The 20,812-nt window shown below is 30.6% G+C and carries 21 protein-coding genes, 1 pseudogene and 1 riboswitch; of the genes and pseudogenes, 20 read left to right on the forward strand and 2 right to left on the reverse strand.

Annotated features, from left to right (window positions below; translation table 11 throughout):
* The first annotated feature begins 186 nt into the window (after nucleotides 1-186).
* Complete coding sequence (gene sda, locus AC0L8O_RS27440; protein ID WP_251683050.1) at nucleotides 187-357, forward strand: sporulation histidine kinase inhibitor Sda; 171 nt, start codon at nucleotides 187-189, stop codon at nucleotides 355-357.
* A 672-nt stretch (nucleotides 358-1,029) separates the two neighbouring features.
* Here the strand turns inward: sda and AC0L8O_RS27445 are convergent.
* On the reverse strand, nucleotides 1,030-1,839 hold the full coding sequence (locus tag AC0L8O_RS27445; RefSeq protein ID WP_251683051.1) for an ATP-dependent DNA ligase: 810 nt from the start codon (nucleotides 1,837-1,839) through the stop codon (nucleotides 1,030-1,032).
* Between the two features lie 496 nt (nucleotides 1,840-2,335).
* Between AC0L8O_RS27445 and AC0L8O_RS27450 the strand changes: the two genes are divergently transcribed.
* The 15 genes from AC0L8O_RS27450 to AC0L8O_RS27520 all read left to right on the forward strand — a co-directional run bounded on the left by AC0L8O_RS27450 (nucleotide 2,336) and on the right by AC0L8O_RS27520 (nucleotide 16,283).
* Nucleotides 2,336-2,506: a hypothetical protein gene (locus tag AC0L8O_RS27450; RefSeq protein WP_251683052.1), complete on the forward strand. Its 171-nt coding sequence runs from the start codon at nucleotides 2,336-2,338 to the stop codon at nucleotides 2,504-2,506.
* Nucleotides 2,497-2,571 (forward strand): hypothetical protein, encoded by a 75-nt coding sequence (locus tag AC0L8O_RS27455; RefSeq protein ID WP_251683122.1) that lies wholly within the window; start codon nucleotides 2,497-2,499, stop codon nucleotides 2,569-2,571. The genes AC0L8O_RS27450 and AC0L8O_RS27455 overlap by 10 nt, the downstream gene beginning before the upstream one ends.
* An 11-nt stretch (nucleotides 2,572-2,582) precedes the next feature.
* Nucleotides 2,583-2,666: riboswitch (cyclic di-GMP riboswitch) on the forward strand.
* Between the two features lie 161 nt (nucleotides 2,667-2,827).
* The gene (locus tag AC0L8O_RS27460; RefSeq protein WP_251683053.1) at nucleotides 2,828-3,181 is read left to right on the forward strand and encodes a hypothetical protein; all 354 of its coding nucleotides are present in this window, start codon (nucleotides 2,828-2,830) and stop codon (nucleotides 3,179-3,181) included.
* Nucleotides 3,182-3,429: 248 nt separating this feature from the next.
* Nucleotides 3,430-3,777, forward strand: a complete 348-nt coding sequence (locus AC0L8O_RS27465) for a DUF6018 family natural product bioysynthesis protein (RefSeq protein ID WP_251683054.1) — start codon at nucleotides 3,430-3,432, stop codon at nucleotides 3,775-3,777.
* A gap of 94 nt (nucleotides 3,778-3,871) precedes the next feature.
* On the forward strand, nucleotides 3,872-4,516 hold the full coding sequence (gene radC / locus AC0L8O_RS27470) for a RadC family protein (protein WP_251683055.1): 645 nt from the start codon (nucleotides 3,872-3,874) through the stop codon (nucleotides 4,514-4,516).
* 237 nt (nucleotides 4,517-4,753) lie between these two features.
* Nucleotides 4,754-5,128 carry a hypothetical protein gene (locus AC0L8O_RS27475; protein ID WP_251683056.1) on the forward strand — a complete coding sequence of 125 codons (375 nt, stop codon included), beginning with the start codon at nucleotides 4,754-4,756 and terminating at the stop codon, nucleotides 5,126-5,128.
* 1,460 nt (nucleotides 5,129-6,588) lie between these two features.
* Complete coding sequence (locus AC0L8O_RS27480) at nucleotides 6,589-7,887, forward strand: replication initiation protein (RefSeq protein ID WP_251683057.1); 1,299 nt, start codon at nucleotides 6,589-6,591, stop codon at nucleotides 7,885-7,887.
* Between the two features lie 375 nt (nucleotides 7,888-8,262).
* Nucleotides 8,263-9,348, forward strand: a complete 1,086-nt coding sequence (locus tag AC0L8O_RS27485; RefSeq protein WP_251683058.1) for a DnaA N-terminal domain-containing protein — start codon at nucleotides 8,263-8,265, stop codon at nucleotides 9,346-9,348.
* Between the two features lie 958 nt (nucleotides 9,349-10,306).
* Nucleotides 10,307-11,062, forward strand: coding sequence for a hypothetical protein (locus tag AC0L8O_RS27490; protein WP_251683059.1), 756 nt, complete (start codon nucleotides 10,307-10,309; stop codon nucleotides 11,060-11,062).
* Between the two features lie 424 nt (nucleotides 11,063-11,486).
* Complete coding sequence (locus AC0L8O_RS27495; protein WP_251683060.1) at nucleotides 11,487-12,161, forward strand: hypothetical protein; 675 nt, start codon at nucleotides 11,487-11,489, stop codon at nucleotides 12,159-12,161.
* Nucleotides 12,154-12,759: a hypothetical protein gene (locus AC0L8O_RS27500; RefSeq protein WP_251683061.1), complete on the forward strand. Its 606-nt coding sequence runs from the start codon at nucleotides 12,154-12,156 to the stop codon at nucleotides 12,757-12,759. Before AC0L8O_RS27495 ends, AC0L8O_RS27500 begins: the two co-directional genes overlap by 8 nt.
* An 807-nt stretch (nucleotides 12,760-13,566) precedes the next feature.
* Nucleotides 13,567-14,826: a hypothetical protein gene (locus AC0L8O_RS27505; protein ID WP_445089107.1), complete on the forward strand. Its 1,260-nt coding sequence runs from the start codon at nucleotides 13,567-13,569 to the stop codon at nucleotides 14,824-14,826.
* 6 nt (nucleotides 14,827-14,832) lie between these two features.
* Complete coding sequence (locus AC0L8O_RS27510) at nucleotides 14,833-15,336, forward strand: hypothetical protein (RefSeq protein ID WP_251683063.1); 504 nt, start codon at nucleotides 14,833-14,835, stop codon at nucleotides 15,334-15,336.
* Nucleotides 15,337-15,460: 124 nt separating this feature from the next.
* Nucleotides 15,461-15,826 (forward strand): hypothetical protein, encoded by a 366-nt coding sequence (locus tag AC0L8O_RS27515; protein ID WP_473449835.1) that lies wholly within the window; start codon nucleotides 15,461-15,463, stop codon nucleotides 15,824-15,826.
* Between the two features lie 19 nt (nucleotides 15,827-15,845).
* A complete protein-coding gene (locus AC0L8O_RS27520; protein WP_473449837.1) occupies nucleotides 15,846-16,283 on the forward strand; it encodes a hypothetical protein in 438 nt (145 codons plus the stop codon).
* Between the two features lie 784 nt (nucleotides 16,284-17,067).
* On the opposite strand, the pseudogene AC0L8O_RS27525 reads toward AC0L8O_RS27520, so the two are convergent.
* Nucleotides 17,068-17,645: pseudogene (locus tag AC0L8O_RS27525) on the reverse strand (site-specific integrase); the annotation flags it as partial.
* A gap of 203 nt (nucleotides 17,646-17,848) precedes the next feature.
* Between AC0L8O_RS27525 and AC0L8O_RS27530 the strand changes: the two are divergent.
* Genes AC0L8O_RS27530 through AC0L8O_RS27545 form a run of 4 tightly spaced genes read left to right on the forward strand, consistent with a single transcriptional unit; the run spans nucleotide 17,849 to nucleotide 20,547 of the window.
* Nucleotides 17,849-18,085, forward strand: a complete 237-nt coding sequence (locus tag AC0L8O_RS27530) for a hypothetical protein (RefSeq protein WP_251683065.1) — start codon at nucleotides 17,849-17,851, stop codon at nucleotides 18,083-18,085.
* Entirely contained in the window at nucleotides 18,082-18,642 is a 561-nt protein-coding gene (locus tag AC0L8O_RS27535) for a hypothetical protein (protein ID WP_251683066.1), read from the forward strand. Before AC0L8O_RS27530 ends, AC0L8O_RS27535 begins: the two co-directional genes overlap by 4 nt.
* 1 nt (nucleotide 18,643) lies before the next feature.
* Nucleotides 18,644-18,871 carry an ABC-three component system middle component 6 gene (locus tag AC0L8O_RS27540; RefSeq protein WP_251683067.1) on the forward strand — a complete coding sequence of 76 codons (228 nt, stop codon included), beginning with the start codon at nucleotides 18,644-18,646 and terminating at the stop codon, nucleotides 18,869-18,871.
* Entirely contained in the window at nucleotides 18,862-20,547 is a 1,686-nt protein-coding gene (locus AC0L8O_RS27545; protein ID WP_251683068.1) for a hypothetical protein, read from the forward strand. The genes AC0L8O_RS27540 and AC0L8O_RS27545 overlap by 10 nt, the downstream gene beginning before the upstream one ends.
* Nucleotides 20,548-20,812: the final 265 nt, after the last annotated feature.

A 20,812-nucleotide genomic window follows, 5' to 3' on the forward strand; every position in this document is an offset into this window, starting at 1 on the left:
TAAGCGATCAAGTTCTCTAAGGAAAAGTAAAAAATCTGATTCACTTACCATGAGTAATTAGTCTCCTTTATATAGGAACAATATACTATACAAGTAAAGCCTAACACCATAATGCATAAAGTTCAATGATAGATATATTAAAGAAGAGCATCTTTCGAAAAAAGCAGTGAAAAAGGTGGTTAAATAATGTTCGATCCTTGGATGTATGTAACAAATGAGAAACTAATGAAAATATATCAAACTGCTGTCGAATTAAATTTAGGAAAGGATAATATAAAAACTGTTTTCGCAGAAATACAAAGCAGAAATTTGAGAATTGATAAGCCAAGCCATAGACATCTAAAACGTTTAAAGTGATCTTAATTTGAAACAAAACTTGTTTTACTAACGTATCTTATTATTTGCTGTAATATGAGCTGAAACTAATTCGCTTTTCGCGTATATAACGAACGAAAGAAAAAAATGGTCTAAATAATTAGACCAAATAACCCATCGTTAGCTCACCTTAGAATATTTCTGAATATAGTATGTGAAATTATCCAAATAGAACCTGGTTAATTTCTTTTTAATTATAAGGATAATGTCTAATCAAAAAGGACTGCTATCAATTAGATAACAGTCAATAACAAATAAGAAAATAACAGCAACCCGATTGGCTTTCAGAGGTCTATAGTTATTACTTACAAATATTACTCGTTTTATTGCTTATTTCAGAACAGAAACAAACAACAATTCACTTCTCAAACCCAATTATAAATGGTTTAAAAAAGACCTTATTCAGGCCCAGTATTACTCTCGAAAAACTCTCTAATTTTATCTGGGGATATACCTGCATACAATATCAATTTTGCCCATTCTGGATCAAGTTTTTTTTCTTCAAATGTCTCACCCAATTAGATACCCTCCTGTATAAGTTATCTAATTCAATTATGGATAGATTTGTAAAAATATAAAAGTCTTATAGGTAAATATTCACATAGATTTTACAAAAAGGAGAAGGTTAATGGAGAAAGATATAAAAAAGTGGAGTTATAACCACTCCACAAATGAAGGTATACGTAATTTTCCTTGCTTAGTTAAATTTCTATATTTAACACGGCATTGAACAGGTTTAATAAATTTATAATTGTCATTCTCTGATTGAACCTTATTCGTAGAATACAGCTTTTTGCGATCGTTTGGTGGCATGAATTCCATTAAGCCGGCTGGTTTACCATCGAGAAATGATAACAAAACTCCGAATTCATCTTTGCGTAAACCAGTAATATAGACATCATCATATTGATAATTAATGACTTTGAGCCAGCTGTATGATCGTTTATTTATCTCATAAGGGCTGTCAGCTTTCTTTTGAACTATACCTTCAAGTTCGTTTTGCTTAATGAGATCAAAGTAAGCGATCGCATTACCAGATAACCACTGAACAACATTAATAAGAGGATGAGAGGGGACAACCTTTTGAAGCAATTCCTTACGTTTAAGGAGTGGTAAGTGGGTAACTTTCTCACTATTATATTGAATAACATCAAAAACACAATATTGAACTTCATAAGGAGCTTTCTTGGATCTAAAACGTTCCATTGTAGCTTCAAAATCAGGTTTACCTAGTTCATTAGATACAACAATTTCTCCATCTAAGACAGTTCCGTTTGGTAGATCTAAGTTAGTTATCTCAGGATATATTGTAGTAACTTCATTGTTATGCCGTGTATATAAGCGTACTTTATCATCAAACTTTGTCCAAATGAGCCTTATTCCATCAACTTTAAGCTCAGTAATATATGAATCATCATCAAATGGATGATCTGATCTGTGCAATAACATTGGTGATATAAACATTTTAAAAAACACCTCATGTTAATTCTAGCACTTTATCAAATGTAAATTCACTGGAAATTGGAGTTAATATCTAAGGAAATTTTGTATTATTGATCTTAAGTTGCGCTAGTCGGACAATTGATGAATTTTTCAAAATCATTACACTGAATTGGTAAAGAATTGAAAATTACACAGTGATATTATACTGTACCATTCTGTAAGGTATGTAAAATTACAATAACTTATAACGGTCAGTATTAGCTTACTTTGCTAGTCTGATCTTTTTATTTTTGTTAGGATAAATTAAATATACATGTTAAATTACTTTATTTTAATAAACCAAACTGTTAATAAATATATCAAATTGCAGGATAAGTAAATCAAACAAAAACAACTGGCATAAAATTACTTTTAGTGGTATATTATGCCTAGTATAATTGTTAAAACTCTCTTTTTTGCCATTTTTTAGTGATGTGTACTTTATCATATATAGAATTTTAAGAGGGAAAATTGTATAATGGACAATATCAAAAGTAAAAAAACAGAACTTATAGAAAAGTTCGGGTTAAATGTAAGACGTTATCGAATGATCAGAAATATATCTCAAGTAGAATTGGGGGAATTAACTGAAGTCTACATCGAACATATATTAGTAGCGTTGAAAGAGGTAAGCAAAACATCTCTCTAGAGAACATTTATCTAATTTCAATTGCACTTAATGTAAAAATTAGTACGTTATTAGACTTTGATTAATATTAAAATTTATAATATAGGAAAGCTATGAAGGATTATTTATATATGGGCACTTTAATAATCTTGAGCTATTAGTGCAACCGTCCTTTTTATAATAATAGGGCTTTTTTTATTGAAAAAAACATTCTAGAATTCTACAATCTTCTCAAGATATGCATATTATGATTGGATTAATTAAATATAACTAATATTTGAACAAATCTGTTGCATATGTTTTATTTATAAATGAATTCTATTATTTAGGGGAGTTGTCTATATGTTCCGAGATAGTTTATTAAATCAAAATGATTTTCTAGAAATTTCACATAATCCTACTACTTATTATTTAGAAAAAATCACTTTTCCTTTAGATGAACTAAAGTACATTGAGTTGCTCTCACTAACTAAAAAAGTAACCATCGTAGACAATGCTATTTTAAAGACTGAAGAAGAAATATGCTTAACAGATTCTAGAGAAGTTAATTTTGGTACATATTCAATCCTTTTCCATCAATTAAAAGAAAAGGGTACACTTCGTGAAGTTTACGAGCTAACCTTGGAGCAATTTACTACTATTCAACATAATTACAAAGATAACTTATTTGAAATTGATAAAGATTTGTTATCTTAGTATTAGGGAAATTTAAAGAACTTATTTTATTCACTAAAATATTTAATTATGTTAAGATGAATTTATAGTTTTTTACTTTTTCTTTTTTTGCAACCATTCTATGGTTAGCGGGCTTATCTTATGAAATGTAAATTTACGCGTCCTTTGGGATGAATCTAAACACACATTACGTGTGTCTATGAGTCTTCCTGAAGGGCGCTTTTTTGCGTTTCATAAAATTTTTTATCTTCAGAAAGGATGTTTTCTTAATGGGTGAGACATTAGCAAGTTTGTTTAACAAAAGTGATGTAATTGAGGATTGCAGAAGGCTTGGAGAAAGAAATTTATCTTTAGTAAATCCGTACCGCTTATCAGTGGAACTCAATTTTAAGGATGGATCAAAAAGATATTTTCGTTGTAAGAATGGAAATCGATCTTATGCATTAAGTGAGGTATTAACTCTTATTAAGTCTATTGAAACTAAAACAGGTGAAAAAGTCTATTGGAGATTTAAAGGTGAGGATATTTACTATATCGGTAGTGATTATTCAATTTATATTTCTAAGGTATCTAGGCTTAAAACGATGTTTCTTGAATTCTTTGGATTAGTTGAATAATAAACATATCTCTTATTGGGTGGTAAGGCAAAGCATTTTAGTGCTTTGTTTTTTTTATTAAACAAAAACTTCAGAAAAAAGGGTGGAATTTTAAATGAAAAAACATTATGCAATTGCTAAAGAGGAAATGTCTTTTTACGGTAATGATTGTACTAGTTTACAGAACATCTTAGCTGTTCTTATTGGACCTAAAGCTGAGCCAACTCTAACAGGTAAACTTGCAGCATTAGGTACTAAACATTTATCAACTATGAGTATTGAAGAATTAAAGAAATTCCCTGGTATAGGAGAAACAAGTGCTTCTCGCATTGTATCAGCGTTTGGTCTTGTAACTTTGGCTAAAAAACATTGTACCAAGGAATTCTACATAATTCGGAGTCCAAAAGATGCTGCAGATTTGTTTTCTGATCTTCAAAATTTAGATCAAGAGCATTTTGATGTAGCTTATTTAAATACTAAGAATCAAGTAATATATAGAAAAAATATTTTTAAAGGTAGTTTGAATTCAGCTATAGTTCATCCACGAGAAGTCATGCGTGAAGCAGTTAGGGTGAGTGCTGCAAGTATTGTGGTTTCTCATAACCATCCGTCTAATGATCCGACCGCGTCGAGAGAAGATATAGAAGTTACTAGAAGATTATCAGAGGCAGGAAAAATAGTGGGAGTTGAGCTGTTAGATCATGTGATAATAGGAGGTCCTGGAAGATATGTGAGCTTAAAAGAAAAAGGCTACATATGAGATTAGATTATATGTGTTATATGCAGAATAAGTTCGTCATCATGATATTGGTTCAAAAACTATTATTTTTAAATAAAGGACAAACGTGAAGTATCCATTAAGAAATAATCACGAAAAATGGGTTTTGTATGAAGTTTATAGACATATTTTTATAGTTCCACTTTATTTTAGAAAATCAATTAAGATATTGAGATTGAGTACTTAAGTACATACTCTTTATGGAGAGGTTAAATTTCATTGGTAAACATGACTAAGTTATTAAATAAAATTTTAATTTCAGGTGTAGTTCTTTTATTAATTCCAAGTATTATTGTTTTGTTTTATTCGAAGGATATACCAGAAAAAGTGGTCTCAGGGAAAGTTTTAACTATTGATGGCTATACATTATTAATTAAAACAAATGAAGATAAAATGATTACTGGGAAACTCCAGAATATTTATAATACTAAAGAATTTTGGGATGTATTTGATGAAATATTAATTGGAGCTTATGTAGAAATAGAATTATATGGAAAGGATGAAGAAGGAGATTACTTAGTTGAAGTAAATGTTGATGGAGTAGATTTTGATGAGTATGTTGTTAATAGTCACTATGCAAGTAATTTAAACTAGTAATTTTGAAATAAAAAAAGGGATGAGTTATTTAAAATATATAACTTATCCTTTTTATGTTTTTAATTGTTTATATATTGTTTTATATGTTTTAAATACTGTTTACTTGTTTATACGATTTTTGAAGACTTATCAACTCTAGTTATTTTAAAGATTATAACTATATAAACAGTGCTATAAAGCTATAAAAACAGTGGTTATCACTATATAATCGGTAATTGATAACTATATAAAAGATGTAATCTAACTATAAAAAGAGGGTAATAACACTATAAAAACGATGTAGACTTTTAGAAAAAGCTTAATAAAACTATAAATTCGGTGTCTACTTTATGTACTTAATTATACTTATGCAGCTAGTTATGAATTTAGTAGTAAAATTAAATTTAGATTGTTATTAAAGCTATAAAAACGGTAAACAGAAAATTAACTTCACCGTTTTTATAGCTTTATTATGTGTAAAACAAGATTAGATATAACTATAAGAACGGTAGTGAGAAGTACCTGGCATTATATTTTTTTATGATTAAATAAATACCTAAATGTTCTTAGCATTGAATAAGTAGTTATTAAGGGATTCTCCATCGAATTTATAGTTATATTTAATAACAGAGGACAAATATAACTATAAAAACGGTAACTCTATATCAAATCCATAGAGACTATAGGTTGTCTCCTTATACTGCAACTATTATTGGAATATGAAAAACACTATCATATAACTATAAAACCGGTGGATAATATTTTATAAAATCGGACCTATCCTTAACTCGTAAGGTATGTTACACCGAAAACCTAGCTATAGAGGTATAATCGCAAGGAAACTTTTACACCGGTTTTATAGTTATATAGAAGGGAAAGATTAGGACTTATAACTATAAACCCGGTAGTGAAAATTCCTTACCGTTTTTATAGTTATTAGGAGGAAGCTTTAAACCTTTAGTTTTAATCCAATAAAAGTATTACCGAAATTATAGTTATATGAAAAGTGGAAACAATTATAACTATAATTTCGGTGTTCAGTTTATGTTAGATTTGAGTAGACGTCTAATTATCTTATCTATTTATTACCTCTATTTTCCCCTCATTTCAGTTATTTATTCTATATAACTATAAAAACGGTAATCAATCTGATAGTTCTATGATATGATACTTTTTTATGATGATTATCTCCGAGATCCTAAAAATACTAAAAAAATTTTTTACACCGAAAATCTAGCTATATGACTGTCTAAGAATATAGGTTAACACCGAATTTATAGTTATATAAATATTCAGTATTAAGATAGAGGAAAATATATACACCGAATTTATAGTTATATTATTTAAAAGACAATGATTATATACACCGAAAATATATTCATATTGTCGATCCTAGATTTAAGCTGTATTTTGGTGTAGATTCTTATCTATTTTTGTACTATATTGGTAGCAGAAGCCTTTAATAAGGAGGGAATGCCATGTCTACAATCGAACAACTTTCATTTGATGAAGACTTAGTGGATGCAGACTTAAAGCCATACTATTGGGTTAACCAATCTAATGCTCTTGTAAATACTAGACAAAACCTTTCAATAAATGAAAGACGACTTTTGTATGTATTGGTTTCACTAGTTCAACCAGAAGATAGAGATTTTAAAACCTATGTTCTGCAAACAAAGGAATTAGCCTCTTTATTCGGTATTTCTGAATCCGGTTTCTACGAGCGGATTAGAGAAACAGTTCATGGTTTGAACAGTAAACCTTTAACTATTAATAGAACTAAAGAAAATAATAAGGTTGTAACGGATGATATTTATTGGGTCCAACGTGCCACCTACGATGATGGCCAGATAACTATTAAGTTATCAGAAGATCTTGCTCAATTCCTAATCGATCTTAAGTCATATACAAAATACCAGCTTTATAATGTCTTAAAATTGAAGTCGGAATTCTCCTGGCGAATTTACGAATTATTAAAAGAACGTGAACGCTTTGGCAGCCGTATCTTTGAAGTTGCAGAGCTAAGAGAAAAATTAGCAATTGAAGACGGCAAATACAAAACAATGTCTAATTTTAGAGCAGTCGTATTAGATCGTGCAAAAAAGGAAATTGGAGAAAAAACTGATATAAAGTTTGAGTATAAGGTACATAAAAAAGTTGGCAGATCTATCAAATCATTTATTTTCTATATTTATAAGAATCCAAAGAATGTTAAAACGACTTTAATTAATGAAGCCATTACTTATGACATTCAAAGTATTTTAAACTTACTAATTACTAAGGGAATACGAAGAGATAAAGCCGTAGAGCTAATTAAAAAGTACCCTCCTAAATATATTGAAGAGAATTTAAGATATGTAATTCGTATGGAGGAAAAAGGTCTTGAGAATTTGCCTGGATATATTGTAAGCGCGATTGAAAACAATTATGCGGAATCTCATTACGAATTAGACTTTGAAGAATCTTTACTACAGCTTGCTATTGGAAATGCAGATAATCGTCTTAAAGAGAAAACCGAAAGAGATATTCGTGATCTTGAAGAATTATATGATCATTTCATAAATGTAATAAATAAGAGTAAAGTTCAAACAAAAGAAGAAATAGAAGAAATTAAGATTGAAATGGAACGCACTTTATTTAAGAAAATGGATGATATATCTGAATACCGCAAGAGTCATAGTCACCCACCATTGCTAGAAGATGACTTTGAAAAAAGTAAAATTAAAAGTTATTTTTCTAAGTGGTTAATTAGATATAGAGAAGAACTTCCATACTAGCTCCCAGTTTTGGTTAGAACGAAATGGACGGTTGTTTTAGATAAGGGGTATTCCTTTGAATAGTTAACATGGTATAATATCCAATAATCTAATATGCAGGGAAGCCCCCTAAAGCGACCTTACATTACCTATGGGTAAAGTATGCGTTTTAGGGGGCTTTTTGTGTTCAGGCCAGCCTAAAACAGAGAAAAAGACATAAAAAAACCCACCCATATGTTTCAACTAATCGAGTACTTTGGCCGGTAAAGACTAGTTGAAACCGCATAAGGCGGGGTTTCTTACTTGATTTATTTATTCTATTTTATCACATCCGAACCTTTATGTTCAAGTAAGATATCCGTTTTCTACAGTGGGTAGAAAGATGAGGTATATCAAATGGAAGACCCAAAACGCAAAAACCTAAAGGGCACATATAGTAATTTAGCGTATTACCGAAATGTTGAAACGGGTAGGACGTTCCCAAGACAACGAGTAAAGAAAGGTAAGAATAGCGAAGCAGATATCGAGGTTTATTATGTCCCAGAATTAGAGAAAAGGGTATTCTCAGAGAAAGAAGTAAAAGAATTTTCTTTAGACAAATATGGTAGGCATATCCCTTATGTAGATGGAGAGTTAACTATACTTAATAACTATCTATTTGATTATTGGGGATATTATCTAAAGGCTGAAGGTTTAGCTTTATATGCTCACTTAAAAAGGTATGCATATGGTCAAAAAGACTGGTGTTTCCCTAGTCTTGAACTAATTAGTCAAAAAATGGACAAGTCATTGAATACAGTTAGAAATTTCCTAGATATCCTAGAGAGGTATGGATTTATCTATAAATTCAATGTTATTAATAATGATAGAGATCAACTTGAGGAATCTCCAATTTATAAAATACGAAAAAAAATCCCACTTCTTACAGATAAATTGTTAAATGGTGATCCAACAATTATTATCGATGAAGAAAGTACGGATCCTCATATTAAACAGGCTCTTAAAAAAGAGCAAAAAGGATTACCGAAAGCTCTTAAGAAAGATCATGATGAGTATGTAAAAAACATGCTTTCTCAATCAGAAGAAGTCAATCTCATGGAATATTTAAGCTATGAAGAAATATATAGTGAATTATTAAAACGGTCAAAGGTAATCAAAAATGAGAGTCAACAAAAAGAAATGATAAAATCTCAGACCATTATTCAACAACCTAAATTACCTAAAAATCTGACAGAACAAGATATCCTAGTATGGGAAAGCGTTAAAAATAACATTAAAGACAAAATATCGAAGCCTTCATTTGAAACATGGTTTAAATCTACATATTGTATTAGGGAAGAAAATACTTATCATATCTATTCCGCTAACGAGTTCCAAAAGGATTGGTTACAAACTAGATATCACCAGCTCATAAAAGAGAATATCGAAAATATAGATTATCATTGTAAAGATATACAATATTTTACTTATAATAACGGTTAGCATAGCTGGCCGTTTTTTTACTTCCTACACACTTTTAAAACCTATTAGCAGTTTATTTCAATCCCCTTGTTTGATATGGATTAGAGTTAACATCCTGGAGGGGATAGGTTGAAAATGAGAAAAAGAAGATCTTTAATAACGATTATTGCATTTGTCAGTGATTTTATTCTATATTCGTTAACAGAGTATATGGAAGTAGTATTATTCCTTTAAGAATATTTATTAGACCAGAACTTGTTGTATTAACTTTATAATTATTAAATTAAATATGTAAAATGAAAAAACTTGGGGGCGGATTCCAAGTTTTTTTGCTTCTTATGATTAAACTATACATACTATTTAAAAATTGGATAGGAGGATTCAAAATTAGAGTAGTAGATTTATGAATTTGAATAGTAGGGCTCAAAATTTTAATGGTACTAGGATTCAAATTTTGAATGGCGTAAATCATAAGAGTTATCCACAGAAAATATACCATTCAAATTTTGAATAGTAGGTATTGGAATTTGAATAAGGTAATAGGGTTAAAACTTTGAATAGTAGAGGGTTCGAAATTTGAATACGAATAAATACAAGTTTTTAATAAATACTTCTTTAAAATATAAATAAAACTATTCATATTAATTCGTATATTTCTTTATCTTGTCGAATTCTACAAAAACAGGTATAATTGTCCTATATTTACTTATGTTTACTTTTTTATTGCAATCCATCTTGGATTAGCGGGATTTTTTACTATACTTATGATGCCTTTGGGTATATTTATTACACATTAATTGTGTACATATATACCCAAAGGCTTTTTTGTGTTTAAAAAACAATATAATTTGTTGAGGTAATAATGAATAGTTCCATTTGTTTTTATTGGGCATAGTTTGTTCGGTTTATATATGTCCAATAAAAGGCTGATGGTAAATTGAGTTTAGTCTCATTAAATAGATTACTAGGAGGATAAAAAGTGTATTTGCCAATAATTGAATCAATGATATTTGTTTTTCTTGTTTTGGAACAATATTGTATTGAGCGTTTCTTGGAACAAAGGGCTGTTGAAGTTCTGACGTTCTTTGATTCAATAAAAGATCTAGATACAATTGTTAAAAGTAAAGAAATGTCGAGTAACAACCTAAATCTTATTCAAACTGTTACAGCACCGATTACTTTAGAAACAAAACCAGGTAATGAAACAAGTGAGCGTGTTTTATCTGAAATTGATGAAGAGTCAAACTTGATGTTCGAACAACTTCAACATGAGATCTCAATCCTTGAGTCCTCTACACATAATGAAGTGTCATCTGAACCAAATTATGATGAAATGTTTCCTCATGAATCAAAGGGTGATTTGCTGAATAACGGAGTGTTCAATGATGAGTATCTCTCAATACATAATCTTCCGAATGAAACTTCTAAGGTAGTTAACATACCTTATGTTACTGGAAAGATTAGTGAAGAACTTGATGGCTTACAACAATGGGTTGTTAAGGTAGAGGATATAGTTAAAGATTCTATATTAGTTAATGACGGCCAAAGATTATGGCTTCAAATAGAAGAGAATAAGGAAGCTAAAATTCAGGTTGGTGACATCCTTCAACTTGATGTAATTCGCTCAAAAGGAGATATAGTGGTAGACCGCATTTTTAAACTAGAGCATACACTAACGGATGAATATATTATTCCGGATGAATTTTACAATTATCATGCAGATGCAGCTATGTAAAACGAGGGTGAGCGATTATGTAGATCGCCTCCTACTCAAAGTTAAATAAGTAAATTTCCTTTTTTATCTTTGAGTAGGAGAATCATCTTGCAGGAGGTGAATTGAATAAAATTGGTTAAGGAGAATAGAAAATCACGGAAAATTGTGGGGAAATAGCAAAATATTGTGTAATTTGCGGTGGTATTTCAAAGTCAGTCTGTTATTATTGAACTATGATATTAGAAATATTTAAATTTAATAGGTAAAAAGAACCTTTTAATATGATGTGATGTATGTCCCTTTTCACAAAATACATACCTAACATATAGATTTATGTAGTATTATATAATTCATTTTGTCGAAATTAGTAATATTTTTTAAGTATTTTGTTTTATAACAAAAAGGCAAGATACATATATGAATAAGAACTCTGAGGTGAAAAGAAATGTTGTTTAACGAACGATTATTAGACGAATTAATATCTGATTTAAAAACTAGAAAGGTAAAAGTAGAAAGGATAACATTTGCTTATCGGTCCTTTAAAAATCAGATTAAGATAGACACAGTAGAAACTTATGGCTTTGCTTTAGAAGAAGATTACTACGAAAATCTTTATGAAAATATTTTGTGCTCTGAAACGATGTGGTTAGAGCCATTTATAAATCTAATAGGAACCGGCTTTGAAGCAACAGTTGCAGTAGATGAGGAAGGAGACTTTGAGCATAATAGAATTGAAATTAATGCCAGCTATAATATTAATTCACGAATTATCCACCTACTAAGTTATTTATATAAAAATCTCTCTGGCATTGTGAAATGTTATTCAAGTGTTCGTGAAGTTACTGTAAAAGGAAATAAAAAGGCTATGTCCCAAATAATCTTTGACATCACACTAGATGGAAAACAACTAACATCCATGTTAAAAGAAAAGACTGTAAATAAAAAATACCTTGAACAATGGTTAGTAATTATTGATAAATGTGATCAGGAGATTATTAAACGTGATAAATATTTAAATACATTCAAAGTATTAAATGGAAAGATAAACTATGAAACTCGTATGGAGTTGACTTCTCAAATATTTAAATTACCAGAGGAAATGAAAGTTGCTAATGACTAACACAAAAAGAATACTATCCTTTATAGTCATATGCTTTTTTGTAATAGTCGTATTCGGGTCATCATCGGCATTTGCTGCTACAATTGAAATACCTGTACCGCAAAAAAATGATGGACTAAATGGTCCGGTTGAAGCAAAAGAAATGAATACATTTCTAGATGGAGTAACAAAGGATTTTAATATTAATGCTCCATTGGTAACTGTCCTTATCTCTGCTATTTTAACTATTATGTTTATATTTGGTATTATTAGAATGATATATGCATTAATCACAAAGACTGGTATGGTATTAAAAGGATCTACAGGTGTTCTAATAGGCATTCCAGTATTCTTTGTAATACTAAGGTTGTTCTTTATATTAGCTTTTACAGTTAATAAATCTCAAGCGGCTTTATTAGTAACTGATTTTTTAAACCTATTAATACATGTAAGTTATTTATTAGCTATAGGCATGGTTTTAATTGGTTTAGCAATGAAATTATTCCATCGCTTCTTGGAACATCCAGAGTACGGAAGATGGAGCAAAAGACTTTATATTGGTGCTGTTAGTTTAACTATCTTAACAGCAATAATGCCAATTGTATTTGAAAGTATTTAAGAAAGTAGAGTAACAAATTTAGAAAATGCGCTTTCAATCCTTCGTGGAATTTCGGAGTTAATTGAAGCAGAAACTGTAGAATGCGGCGTAAATAATAATAAAAATAACACGTACAATGTATTAAAACCTTTTACTATAATGTGAAATGATATCTGAAATTTGGTAAGGTAAACTGTAACCCATATAGAGGTAAATACTTTAAAAATAAGGTGTCATTTTGTCTTTTGAATCAGATTTTGAAGAGGTATTTTCTATGAATGATCTGATTCATGATACAGGATGTGAGTAAGTGTAAATGTTTTGGATAAATTGACTACGAAAAGTCATCTTATGTGACGATAAAGGATCGAAGATATCACCAGATGTTTAAAGACAAGACTGGCTAGATTTACTTATTAAAAAGTAAAAAGAATAGCGATATGAAAAAATAATTAAATTGTTAGAACAAATACGTGATGAGAACAAGTCAAAATGATTAAAAACAACCCTATTTGGAAAGAGATTTTTTCCGAATAGGGCTATTAAATATTCTTCTTCCGTGATATCCACTTCAAACTCCCCTGACGTGTTTTGCAGGTGAAAAGAGATCTAACAACATTTCATCGAAAAACAGATTAAAAAATGAAATTAAAAATAAGTGAGGAGGATTACACAGGATCGATCACCAATACCCGTTCTTTAGTTGAAGCGGTACTGAAAGTAGTCATAAAGTACCGTAATATCCATATTTTTTACAAAAATTGATATTGCTAAAATAATAATATGGTAAAATTATAGTACATGACCTATCGGACAGGGGGAATAAAAATGGATTCATTAACAGCAGAAGAAACAGTGGAAACATCAATGGAAATTGTAAACATTGAAACAGAAATAGAACGAATAAAGAATTTGTTGGACAAGGAAACTGATAAAAAGCTGGAAGTGGTTCGATTGTATCTCCTGATGCATCATGGGGTTTCAGCTCCCATTTCCAGCGTGGATGATTTAGCCAATTATCTTCGTACAAAAGATGTAGATACGGATCTGCTTATTGGAATCTTTGACGTTTTGGATCAAACATTCTCAAGAGGCTATCCTAACTTCGTCTTTGAATATGAATTAAATGACGGAATGACACTGACGAACTTAAAAAATAAAATCGAAACATGCTTGCCTTTTGAGGAACAAAAGTCCTACAATGATTCCTTTGTTTATATTAAGCGTGCAGGGGAAGTCACCATTGTTGATAACAATCTTTTGAAATTGCCTGTTACTTTTGAGAAATACAAAGAGGAAATGGAATTCGGCGGTACAAAAAAACGCGGAGAACAAGAAAGTAAAACAACGTTTGATGTTGTTTTTGATTCTGTTACAAACCTTTGCTACATACAATGTGGGGAGAGAAACCAGTCGAACGCAACCCACAAGGTATTCCAAAAACACGTGACGAGAATTTTTAAGTCATTCTTGCCTTTCTCTTTCAGCAGAAAGAAAAATAGCACGGTAGTTGAAAATGAATTCCAACTGGATAAACAAACGATCATTCTCCTTGATTATATTGAAAGCAGCATTAACCAGGATGGACACGAAATTAACGACTATTTAAGTGTTGCTTTTGCGAATAAAAACCAAGAGAAAAAGGTGCGTTCTGTTCGACTCAGCGGGAACAATTTATTGGACAGCTATGAAGTGGGAGACCGCGTCAGGCTCGGCGACTTAATCAAATCTGTTCGTTTCCAAATACGGTTTAAAACGGGAGAAAACTCCATCGAAGTGGTCAATGTATCGATTGATTTTCAAGCCACCATCAAATTTCAATATTCCAACCTGCAAAATACGTTGAACATAGCTCTTATTAACCGCCATTTGATCAAAACACTGAATGACTCACTGAATAAGCAATACCGAGAACAGGAAGTAGATGCGAATATTAAAGAAATCATTGCAAGAGCTAAGGTTCGTGATTCTGCCTTTTTAACGAGTGTTTTGGGCAAAGTAAAAGAAGATATCAATCAGCTGACTCTTTCCATACCAGAAAAAACGAAAGTATTGGACGTGATCAATAGTTATTTAACAGAGGGGTGATTCATTGTGAAGTATAGTAATGGTTTTTATCTATTCCAAATGGAACATTGCCTCGATCTCGACATAAGAATGGAGAGCATCACCTTCCGATCTACCTTTACCAAACAAATAGGTGGGTTTGATTGCTACTCCTTCTCCTATTATGTCACGAGTCAGCATTCCCTCGATTTTGATGAAGGAGCCATTTGGTTGGATAAGAATAAAAACTTGTTGGTCGTCTTCACGCGCAATGAACAACTGCTGGACTTCGTTATTCTTTACATGAGGATGGAATTGAGCATTCATTGCAAACCTTTGAATGTGGGTGTTCATTCATTCATTATGCAGGACGGGAAAGGGGTTATCACCAGTACGTATAAGCAGACAAACACAAACAAAGTAACTACCTCTCTTATGCGTACAGATAAGGAAAGAATGAACGTAATTGAAAAACTAATAGTTGGTGATTATTTTGAAAGAATGCTTGATAGAAGTTTTTTTAATCATAAAGAATCAGTTAATTCTAGCTAATGAAACCGTGGAATATACTAGCTGGCTGACGGCTAGTATTTTTTCTGTTTTGGGTGTGTTTACCATTTTTTTATCCCACCAATATCAGAACCATACCTCCGAGTTGAAAAAGCTGATTTGGAAGATGAGAAACAATGTAAAAAGAAACGATCCAAGTGAGTTTGAACAAAACGTGGTAGACTTCGAATATTTCAGTAAAACGCCTAAAGTGCTGATGAAAGCAATTCGGACAAGCTTAATTGTTTTATGGACATTGGTACCGATTTGGGTTATTGCTGGTCTTTCTACTTTCTTTTTTATTTTCGAAAAAGAAGGTGCTCCCCATTATTTATCCTTGTTCTTAACGGTTATTGTTACAGGATTATTTATTTTTTTCAATCAGGCTAGCAATTATTTTAAACAATCTCAGCGATACAGAAGAAGAGGGAACGAAAATTCTAACGGTGAAGGAACTATTCAACGCAAAGAACTTGGTAGAAAAGAATTTTGATATTCAGAGATTGTTAAACATGAACAATGCAACTTGGCACTTTTTAATATCGGGTAATGCTCCTTATGCAAAAGTAAAAATTGACAGTGAGTATGGCATCTTCAACTGTTCCTCTCTTTTGTTCATTGAAGCTACGGGCTATGAGGTTTATCTAAGTGTACATATTTTGCCGCCAGTCAATGAAACCTTGCCAAAAGAATTGGAATTAAGCTTAGAAGAACAACAAAGGATTAATATACAGAGGTTCTTTAATCAAATGACAGTGAATCAAATGATCGTCTCCCAAGTTATATTAATTGAGAACACCTATTATTACTTTAAGGGACAAGTTAGCAGGGAAGGCGATCTAATTACTGTAAACATGCTCGAAACAAGAGAAAAATTTGATATGCCAACGGAAATTAAAAAAGACTTTGAAGGTAAGGTTAAAGTAGTAGATATAAATAAAATGGTTTAAAAGACGGGGCTGGTGAGTCTAACGAGTTCGATTCAGAAGTACAAAAGTTAAAAAATAGTCCAAATATCAGTGTTGTTCGCATTAAAATAGAACCAATTTTAGCAAAGTTACTTATATTGAAACGTTTATGTATAAAGGTTTCGCGAAGGTTATATCAGTAATGAAAAGCTCTTGATGAAAAATAGATTAGTTTAGCTTTATCAGACTGTCAACTAATTAAATTGTAAATTGGTATGACAGGTTAAACCCTCCGTTTTGATTAGAAATATTTCTTGATAATTATATGAGCTAACACTTGAACCACTAAATCTAATATTGCTGTAATTAAAATAAATGACATGAGATCACCCCACTTTCACAGGGGGATAATACTATATACTATGTGAAATTTCTTTAATGGGTGTTTATACACAATCCAAGGAAATTGACCATTTCATATTAAATGCGATATAAACCATATAAACAGCAGAAATCTGAACAACAAATAAATCAAAAATGTTTCCTGTATATAGCCTGCCAACGTATTTTTAAAAATACCTTTTTGAATACCCTTACGGATAATCGGTTATACTCCCTACAAACAAAAACGGTTAAAATGCTGATTTAAAGTGGTTTATCTATTTCTATATATTGGTGGTTAACTCCATTTTTGAAAGAACATAAAAAATGCGGTCTTAAAGGTGCTCGGCGTGCGCCTCAGTTCTCAAAACGTTAATCAAAAGCCTTATTATATCAAGGTTTACAAAGGTTTTTTGGTTCAAGTTGGTTCAAATCAGCTTAAACCTCATAAAGAATTTAACAGATTTAAAGCATCGGCATCTTGCTGGTGCTTTTTTCTGGCATTAATTCCAGATAATAATTTTGTGTTGTTTGTATGTTTATGTGTCCTAACCGTTTTGATACATAAGCAATATCTATATCTTGAGCAAATAAAAATGATGCATGTGTATCCCTTAAACCATGGAAAGTAGTTTTATCAATGTTTAATCCAGTTAATAATTCGGCTAACAGTTCGGATTGTTCAAAGCCGGCAAAGCCGAAAATATAATCATTCTCTTTAACGAGAATTTTACTAATAAGGTCAAAAACTTCTTTTTTTATAGAAACATCACGTTTTGCATTTTGTGTCTTTAATGAAGTATCATCAGAAGTAGGACTAATTGAATGTCTAACTTTTATTCCGAATTCATAAAGGCTCTCTGCTCAAATTGCTAGTAGTTCTCCACGTCGAATGCCTGTTTCTAATGCAACTAATACAAGTATGTTAAATTCATCTTCTGGATGGTGTAAAACATAATTTCGAAGCTTTTTAAAATCTGTAATAGATAAAGCTTTGTTTGGCTTAGGTGGATTTTCCCCGCGAGCGGCTTCAAAATTATGTTAGGTCAATCATCAATATATTTACTTGCTTTAGTTACGGTGTTATTGCCTTTAGTACTACTCTCAACTCGATGTTTGTTATAACCTTTATGATTGTTAAATATAACTATTTTGGGTTTTAATCCCAACCATTTTATGCCTTTTATGATAGAATATAAGATATTTGAATTATTGGAGGTTTAATAATGGTAACTATAAATCTAGTATTAGGAATTATTGCTTCAATTTTATCTATTAGTTCAATTATCTTTTCAAAAAAGGTATCTGCTAAAAATAAAGAAATTGAACAATATTTGAAGCAGGAATTAAATATCACATTAGATTCATCGAAAAAAGATGTATTTTCTAGTAAAAAAGCAATTTCAGGAAAAAAAGGAACCAGTATTATTGGAGATGGGAATAATGTTCGTGGTGGGAAATGAAGGTTTTAGGTAGTAATGCTAGAAGTGGAGATAATGGAACTTCAATTGTTGGTGATAATAATACCCTTAAAACCTTTAATATCGGTAGCCAGACTCCCAGAATATTAAATCGGAGTGCTATCTTTGATGTTTGTAAAACAATTGCAGAGCTTGATATCGAATATGACGATGAATACTCTGTCCAAACAAATTCTGATTGGATGGAGAAATTTGAGTATAATAAAGTTGACCTTTATATAGAAGTTTTCGATAATTATTCGGACGGTTATAATGAAGTTTCAAAGGTTTTACATAGTTATTTGAAAAAGACAATAATGGTAAAGAAAATTCGTACGGTCTATTTAGAAGTTGAAAAGGTAAGGAAACAAGAAAAACTTGATGGCGACTACGTAATTGAACAAGTGTTTCGTCGCCTCAAAGAAGAGGTTTGTTATAGTGCGTTAATAGGTGAAAGTGACTTGTTAGATGAAGAAGTCGATGAAGCTATTTATCTGATAATGTTCTATGCGTTTACTAAATGTAAACTTTTAAAGCCAGTACCTAAGGGTGAAGGTTAAGATGATTATCGACAGAGATTCAAATCCTAAAGATACTGTCTACTACAACGCTGCATGTATAATGGAAGTTATTTCGTCTAACAAGTATAATATTGAGGATTTATACGGAATTTTAAAAGAGCGGTACAACGAGTCACTTGAATACTCCATCTATTTACTTTCATTAGATTTTCTTTTTCTAATAGATAAAATTTCAATTAGTAAGGAGGGATTTCTAAAGTGTTTATAAGGCGTTTAACCATTAAAGAAACAATTCCAGCTGAAAAAATCATTAGAGAAATTCCTTTTGCTAAAGGAATGAATTTTATTGTTGATGCGGGAAAAGATCAGGAAAAAGGTAATAGTGTTGGGAAAACGACTATTTTAAAATTGATTGATATATGTTTTGGAGCAAAGCAAAGGAAGTTTGTTTATTATGATGACGAAACAAAGCAAACAAATGAGAAATTAAAAAACTATATTATTGAGAAAAAGATTAATGTTGAGTTGATTATTGCTGATTCTTTTGACGAGGAAAATTCAACGGACTATATCCTTTCAGTGGATCTTTATCCACGAGGTAAAAGGTATATCAATGGAATAGAAAAGAATCAAAATGATTATTGGCAACAACTTAATGTGATATTGTTTTCTAATATAGCTAATTCCCCTACATTTAGGCAGTTAATTAATATGTTTGTGAGAATAGATCAGCGAGCAGATAATAATAAATTCCTTAAATTCTTGGATAGAACTAATGATGCAACTTACGAGAATATCTATTCGTACCTTTTTGAGTTGCAAGACCAGGAAGTAAGTAACTACATTTTGGATTTGAGAAAAGAAATTGCAGAGAAAAACAAAGAAATAAAAAACTTCATGTCTATAAATAATTTTAAATCTATAGACAGTATTAATCAAAAGGTAATTCTATTGGAATCGACTATCGATGAATTAAATGATCAAATGGGAACGTTAGTGAATTCGAGAAAATTCAAAGAAAATGAAGAGAAGATATCTGAAATAAAAATTGAATATGCGAATTATAAGGATCGGATTGATGAACTTTTATTTAAAAGAAAAAGGATTATAGAAATTCTTACTGATGCCGAGCAGGAAATAAATAATGGCATTGACAAGGAAGTTTTAAGAAATTTATATAATTCAACTCAAGAAGCACTAGGTAAATTACATAAAGAATTTGAAGATCTAGTAAAGTTTAACGATGAACTGGTGCAAAACAAAATAAGATATTTTAATTCTCAATTGGAAAAGATAGATGAAAAAATCGTTTTTCTTGAAGAAAGTAAAAACCGACTTTTTGAAAAACATAAAAATATAATAATGTTAATAGAAGAAAATAAAATTGATCAGTATACTTTATTGCAGAATAAACTAGCAGAATATAATGAAGAGCTAGGGAGTAATAAGAGTATTAGGTCAACTTATAATCTTTTAGAAAATCGTGTAGCCGAACTTCTTAAAGATTTAGAGAAAACTGAAGATGGGGCTGATGTTAAAGAAGATGCATTAACTCTTTTTAATAAATATTTTTCTCAATATAGTGAAAAGACTAATGGAGAACCTTTTATGCTCTATAAAACAGAAGAAGGCTTTCCATTTGGTATTGACCATGTGAAAAAGGGATTAAGTACGGGTACAAGGAAATCTATTATTACTGCATTTGATTTAGCTTATCAACAATTAGCTAAGGAGTTGGGGAAAAAAGTCCCGAATTTTATAGTGCACGATGTAATAGAAACTATTGATCAAGTAGCTCTAAATGCGATCATCAATATAGTAAATTCTATAGAATGCCAATACATTGTAGCAGTTCTAAAAGAAAAGATTCGAAGTAATGAGTTAATAAAAACATCAAATGTTATAGTTACGCTCTCTGAAAATGATAGACCCTTTAGAAATTAAACGTTTGATAAAAATTATTGGAAACATGTATTCAACTAACATCTATTATGTTGGTTCAAATTGGTTCAAGTAATATCATTTCTGATACTTTTTTATACATTTTCATCCACAAATGGTTGCGTGGAATGTTGATAATGGTGATTTTATGGATTAGACATACTTGAAATTTATAAGTATATATTTCTCAAAACGATAAACGTTACAATACAATTAAAAATCAAGCAGGCTATCTCATGTATATGAGGTAGCTTGTTTTTCATTGCGG

This window comes from Metabacillus sp. KJ11-3 (assembly GCF_055808295.1).

What these genes read in the sequence shown, in the direction of transcription:
- sda (WP_251683050.1), top strand. Translation starts at nt 187, where the DNA reads ATGTTCGATCCTTGGATGTATGTAACAAATGAGAAACTAATGAAAATA.
- AC0L8O_RS27445 (WP_251683051.1), bottom strand. Translation starts at nt 1,839, where the DNA reads ATGTTTATATCACCAATGTTATTGCACAGATCAGATCATCCATTTGAT.
- AC0L8O_RS27450 (WP_251683052.1), top strand. Translation starts at nt 2,336, where the DNA reads ATGGACAATATCAAAAGTAAAAAAACAGAACTTATAGAAAAGTTCGGG.
- AC0L8O_RS27460 (WP_251683053.1), top strand. Translation starts at nt 2,828, where the DNA reads ATGTTCCGAGATAGTTTATTAAATCAAAATGATTTTCTAGAAATTTCA.
- AC0L8O_RS27465 (WP_251683054.1), top strand. Translation starts at nt 3,430, where the DNA reads ATGGGTGAGACATTAGCAAGTTTGTTTAACAAAAGTGATGTAATTGAG.
- radC (WP_251683055.1), top strand. Translation starts at nt 3,872, where the DNA reads ATGAAAAAACATTATGCAATTGCTAAAGAGGAAATGTCTTTTTACGGT.
- AC0L8O_RS27480 (WP_251683057.1), top strand. Translation starts at nt 6,589, where the DNA reads ATGTCTACAATCGAACAACTTTCATTTGATGAAGACTTAGTGGATGCA.
- AC0L8O_RS27485 (WP_251683058.1), top strand. Translation starts at nt 8,263, where the DNA reads ATGGAAGACCCAAAACGCAAAAACCTAAAGGGCACATATAGTAATTTA.
- AC0L8O_RS27495 (WP_251683060.1), top strand. Translation starts at nt 11,487, where the DNA reads ATGTTGTTTAACGAACGATTATTAGACGAATTAATATCTGATTTAAAA.
- AC0L8O_RS27500 (WP_251683061.1), top strand. Translation starts at nt 12,154, where the DNA reads ATGACTAACACAAAAAGAATACTATCCTTTATAGTCATATGCTTTTTT.
- AC0L8O_RS27505 (WP_445089107.1), top strand. Translation starts at nt 13,567, where the DNA reads ATGGATTCATTAACAGCAGAAGAAACAGTGGAAACATCAATGGAAATT.
- AC0L8O_RS27515 (WP_473449835.1), top strand. Translation starts at nt 15,461, where the DNA reads ATGAGAAACAATGTAAAAAGAAACGATCCAAGTGAGTTTGAACAAAAC.
- AC0L8O_RS27520 (WP_473449837.1), top strand. Translation starts at nt 15,846, where the DNA reads ATGAACAATGCAACTTGGCACTTTTTAATATCGGGTAATGCTCCTTAT.
- AC0L8O_RS27530 (WP_251683065.1), top strand. Translation starts at nt 17,849, where the DNA reads ATGGTAACTATAAATCTAGTATTAGGAATTATTGCTTCAATTTTATCT.
- AC0L8O_RS27535 (WP_251683066.1), top strand. Translation starts at nt 18,082, where the DNA reads ATGAAGGTTTTAGGTAGTAATGCTAGAAGTGGAGATAATGGAACTTCA.
- AC0L8O_RS27540 (WP_251683067.1), top strand. Translation starts at nt 18,644, where the DNA reads ATGATTATCGACAGAGATTCAAATCCTAAAGATACTGTCTACTACAAC.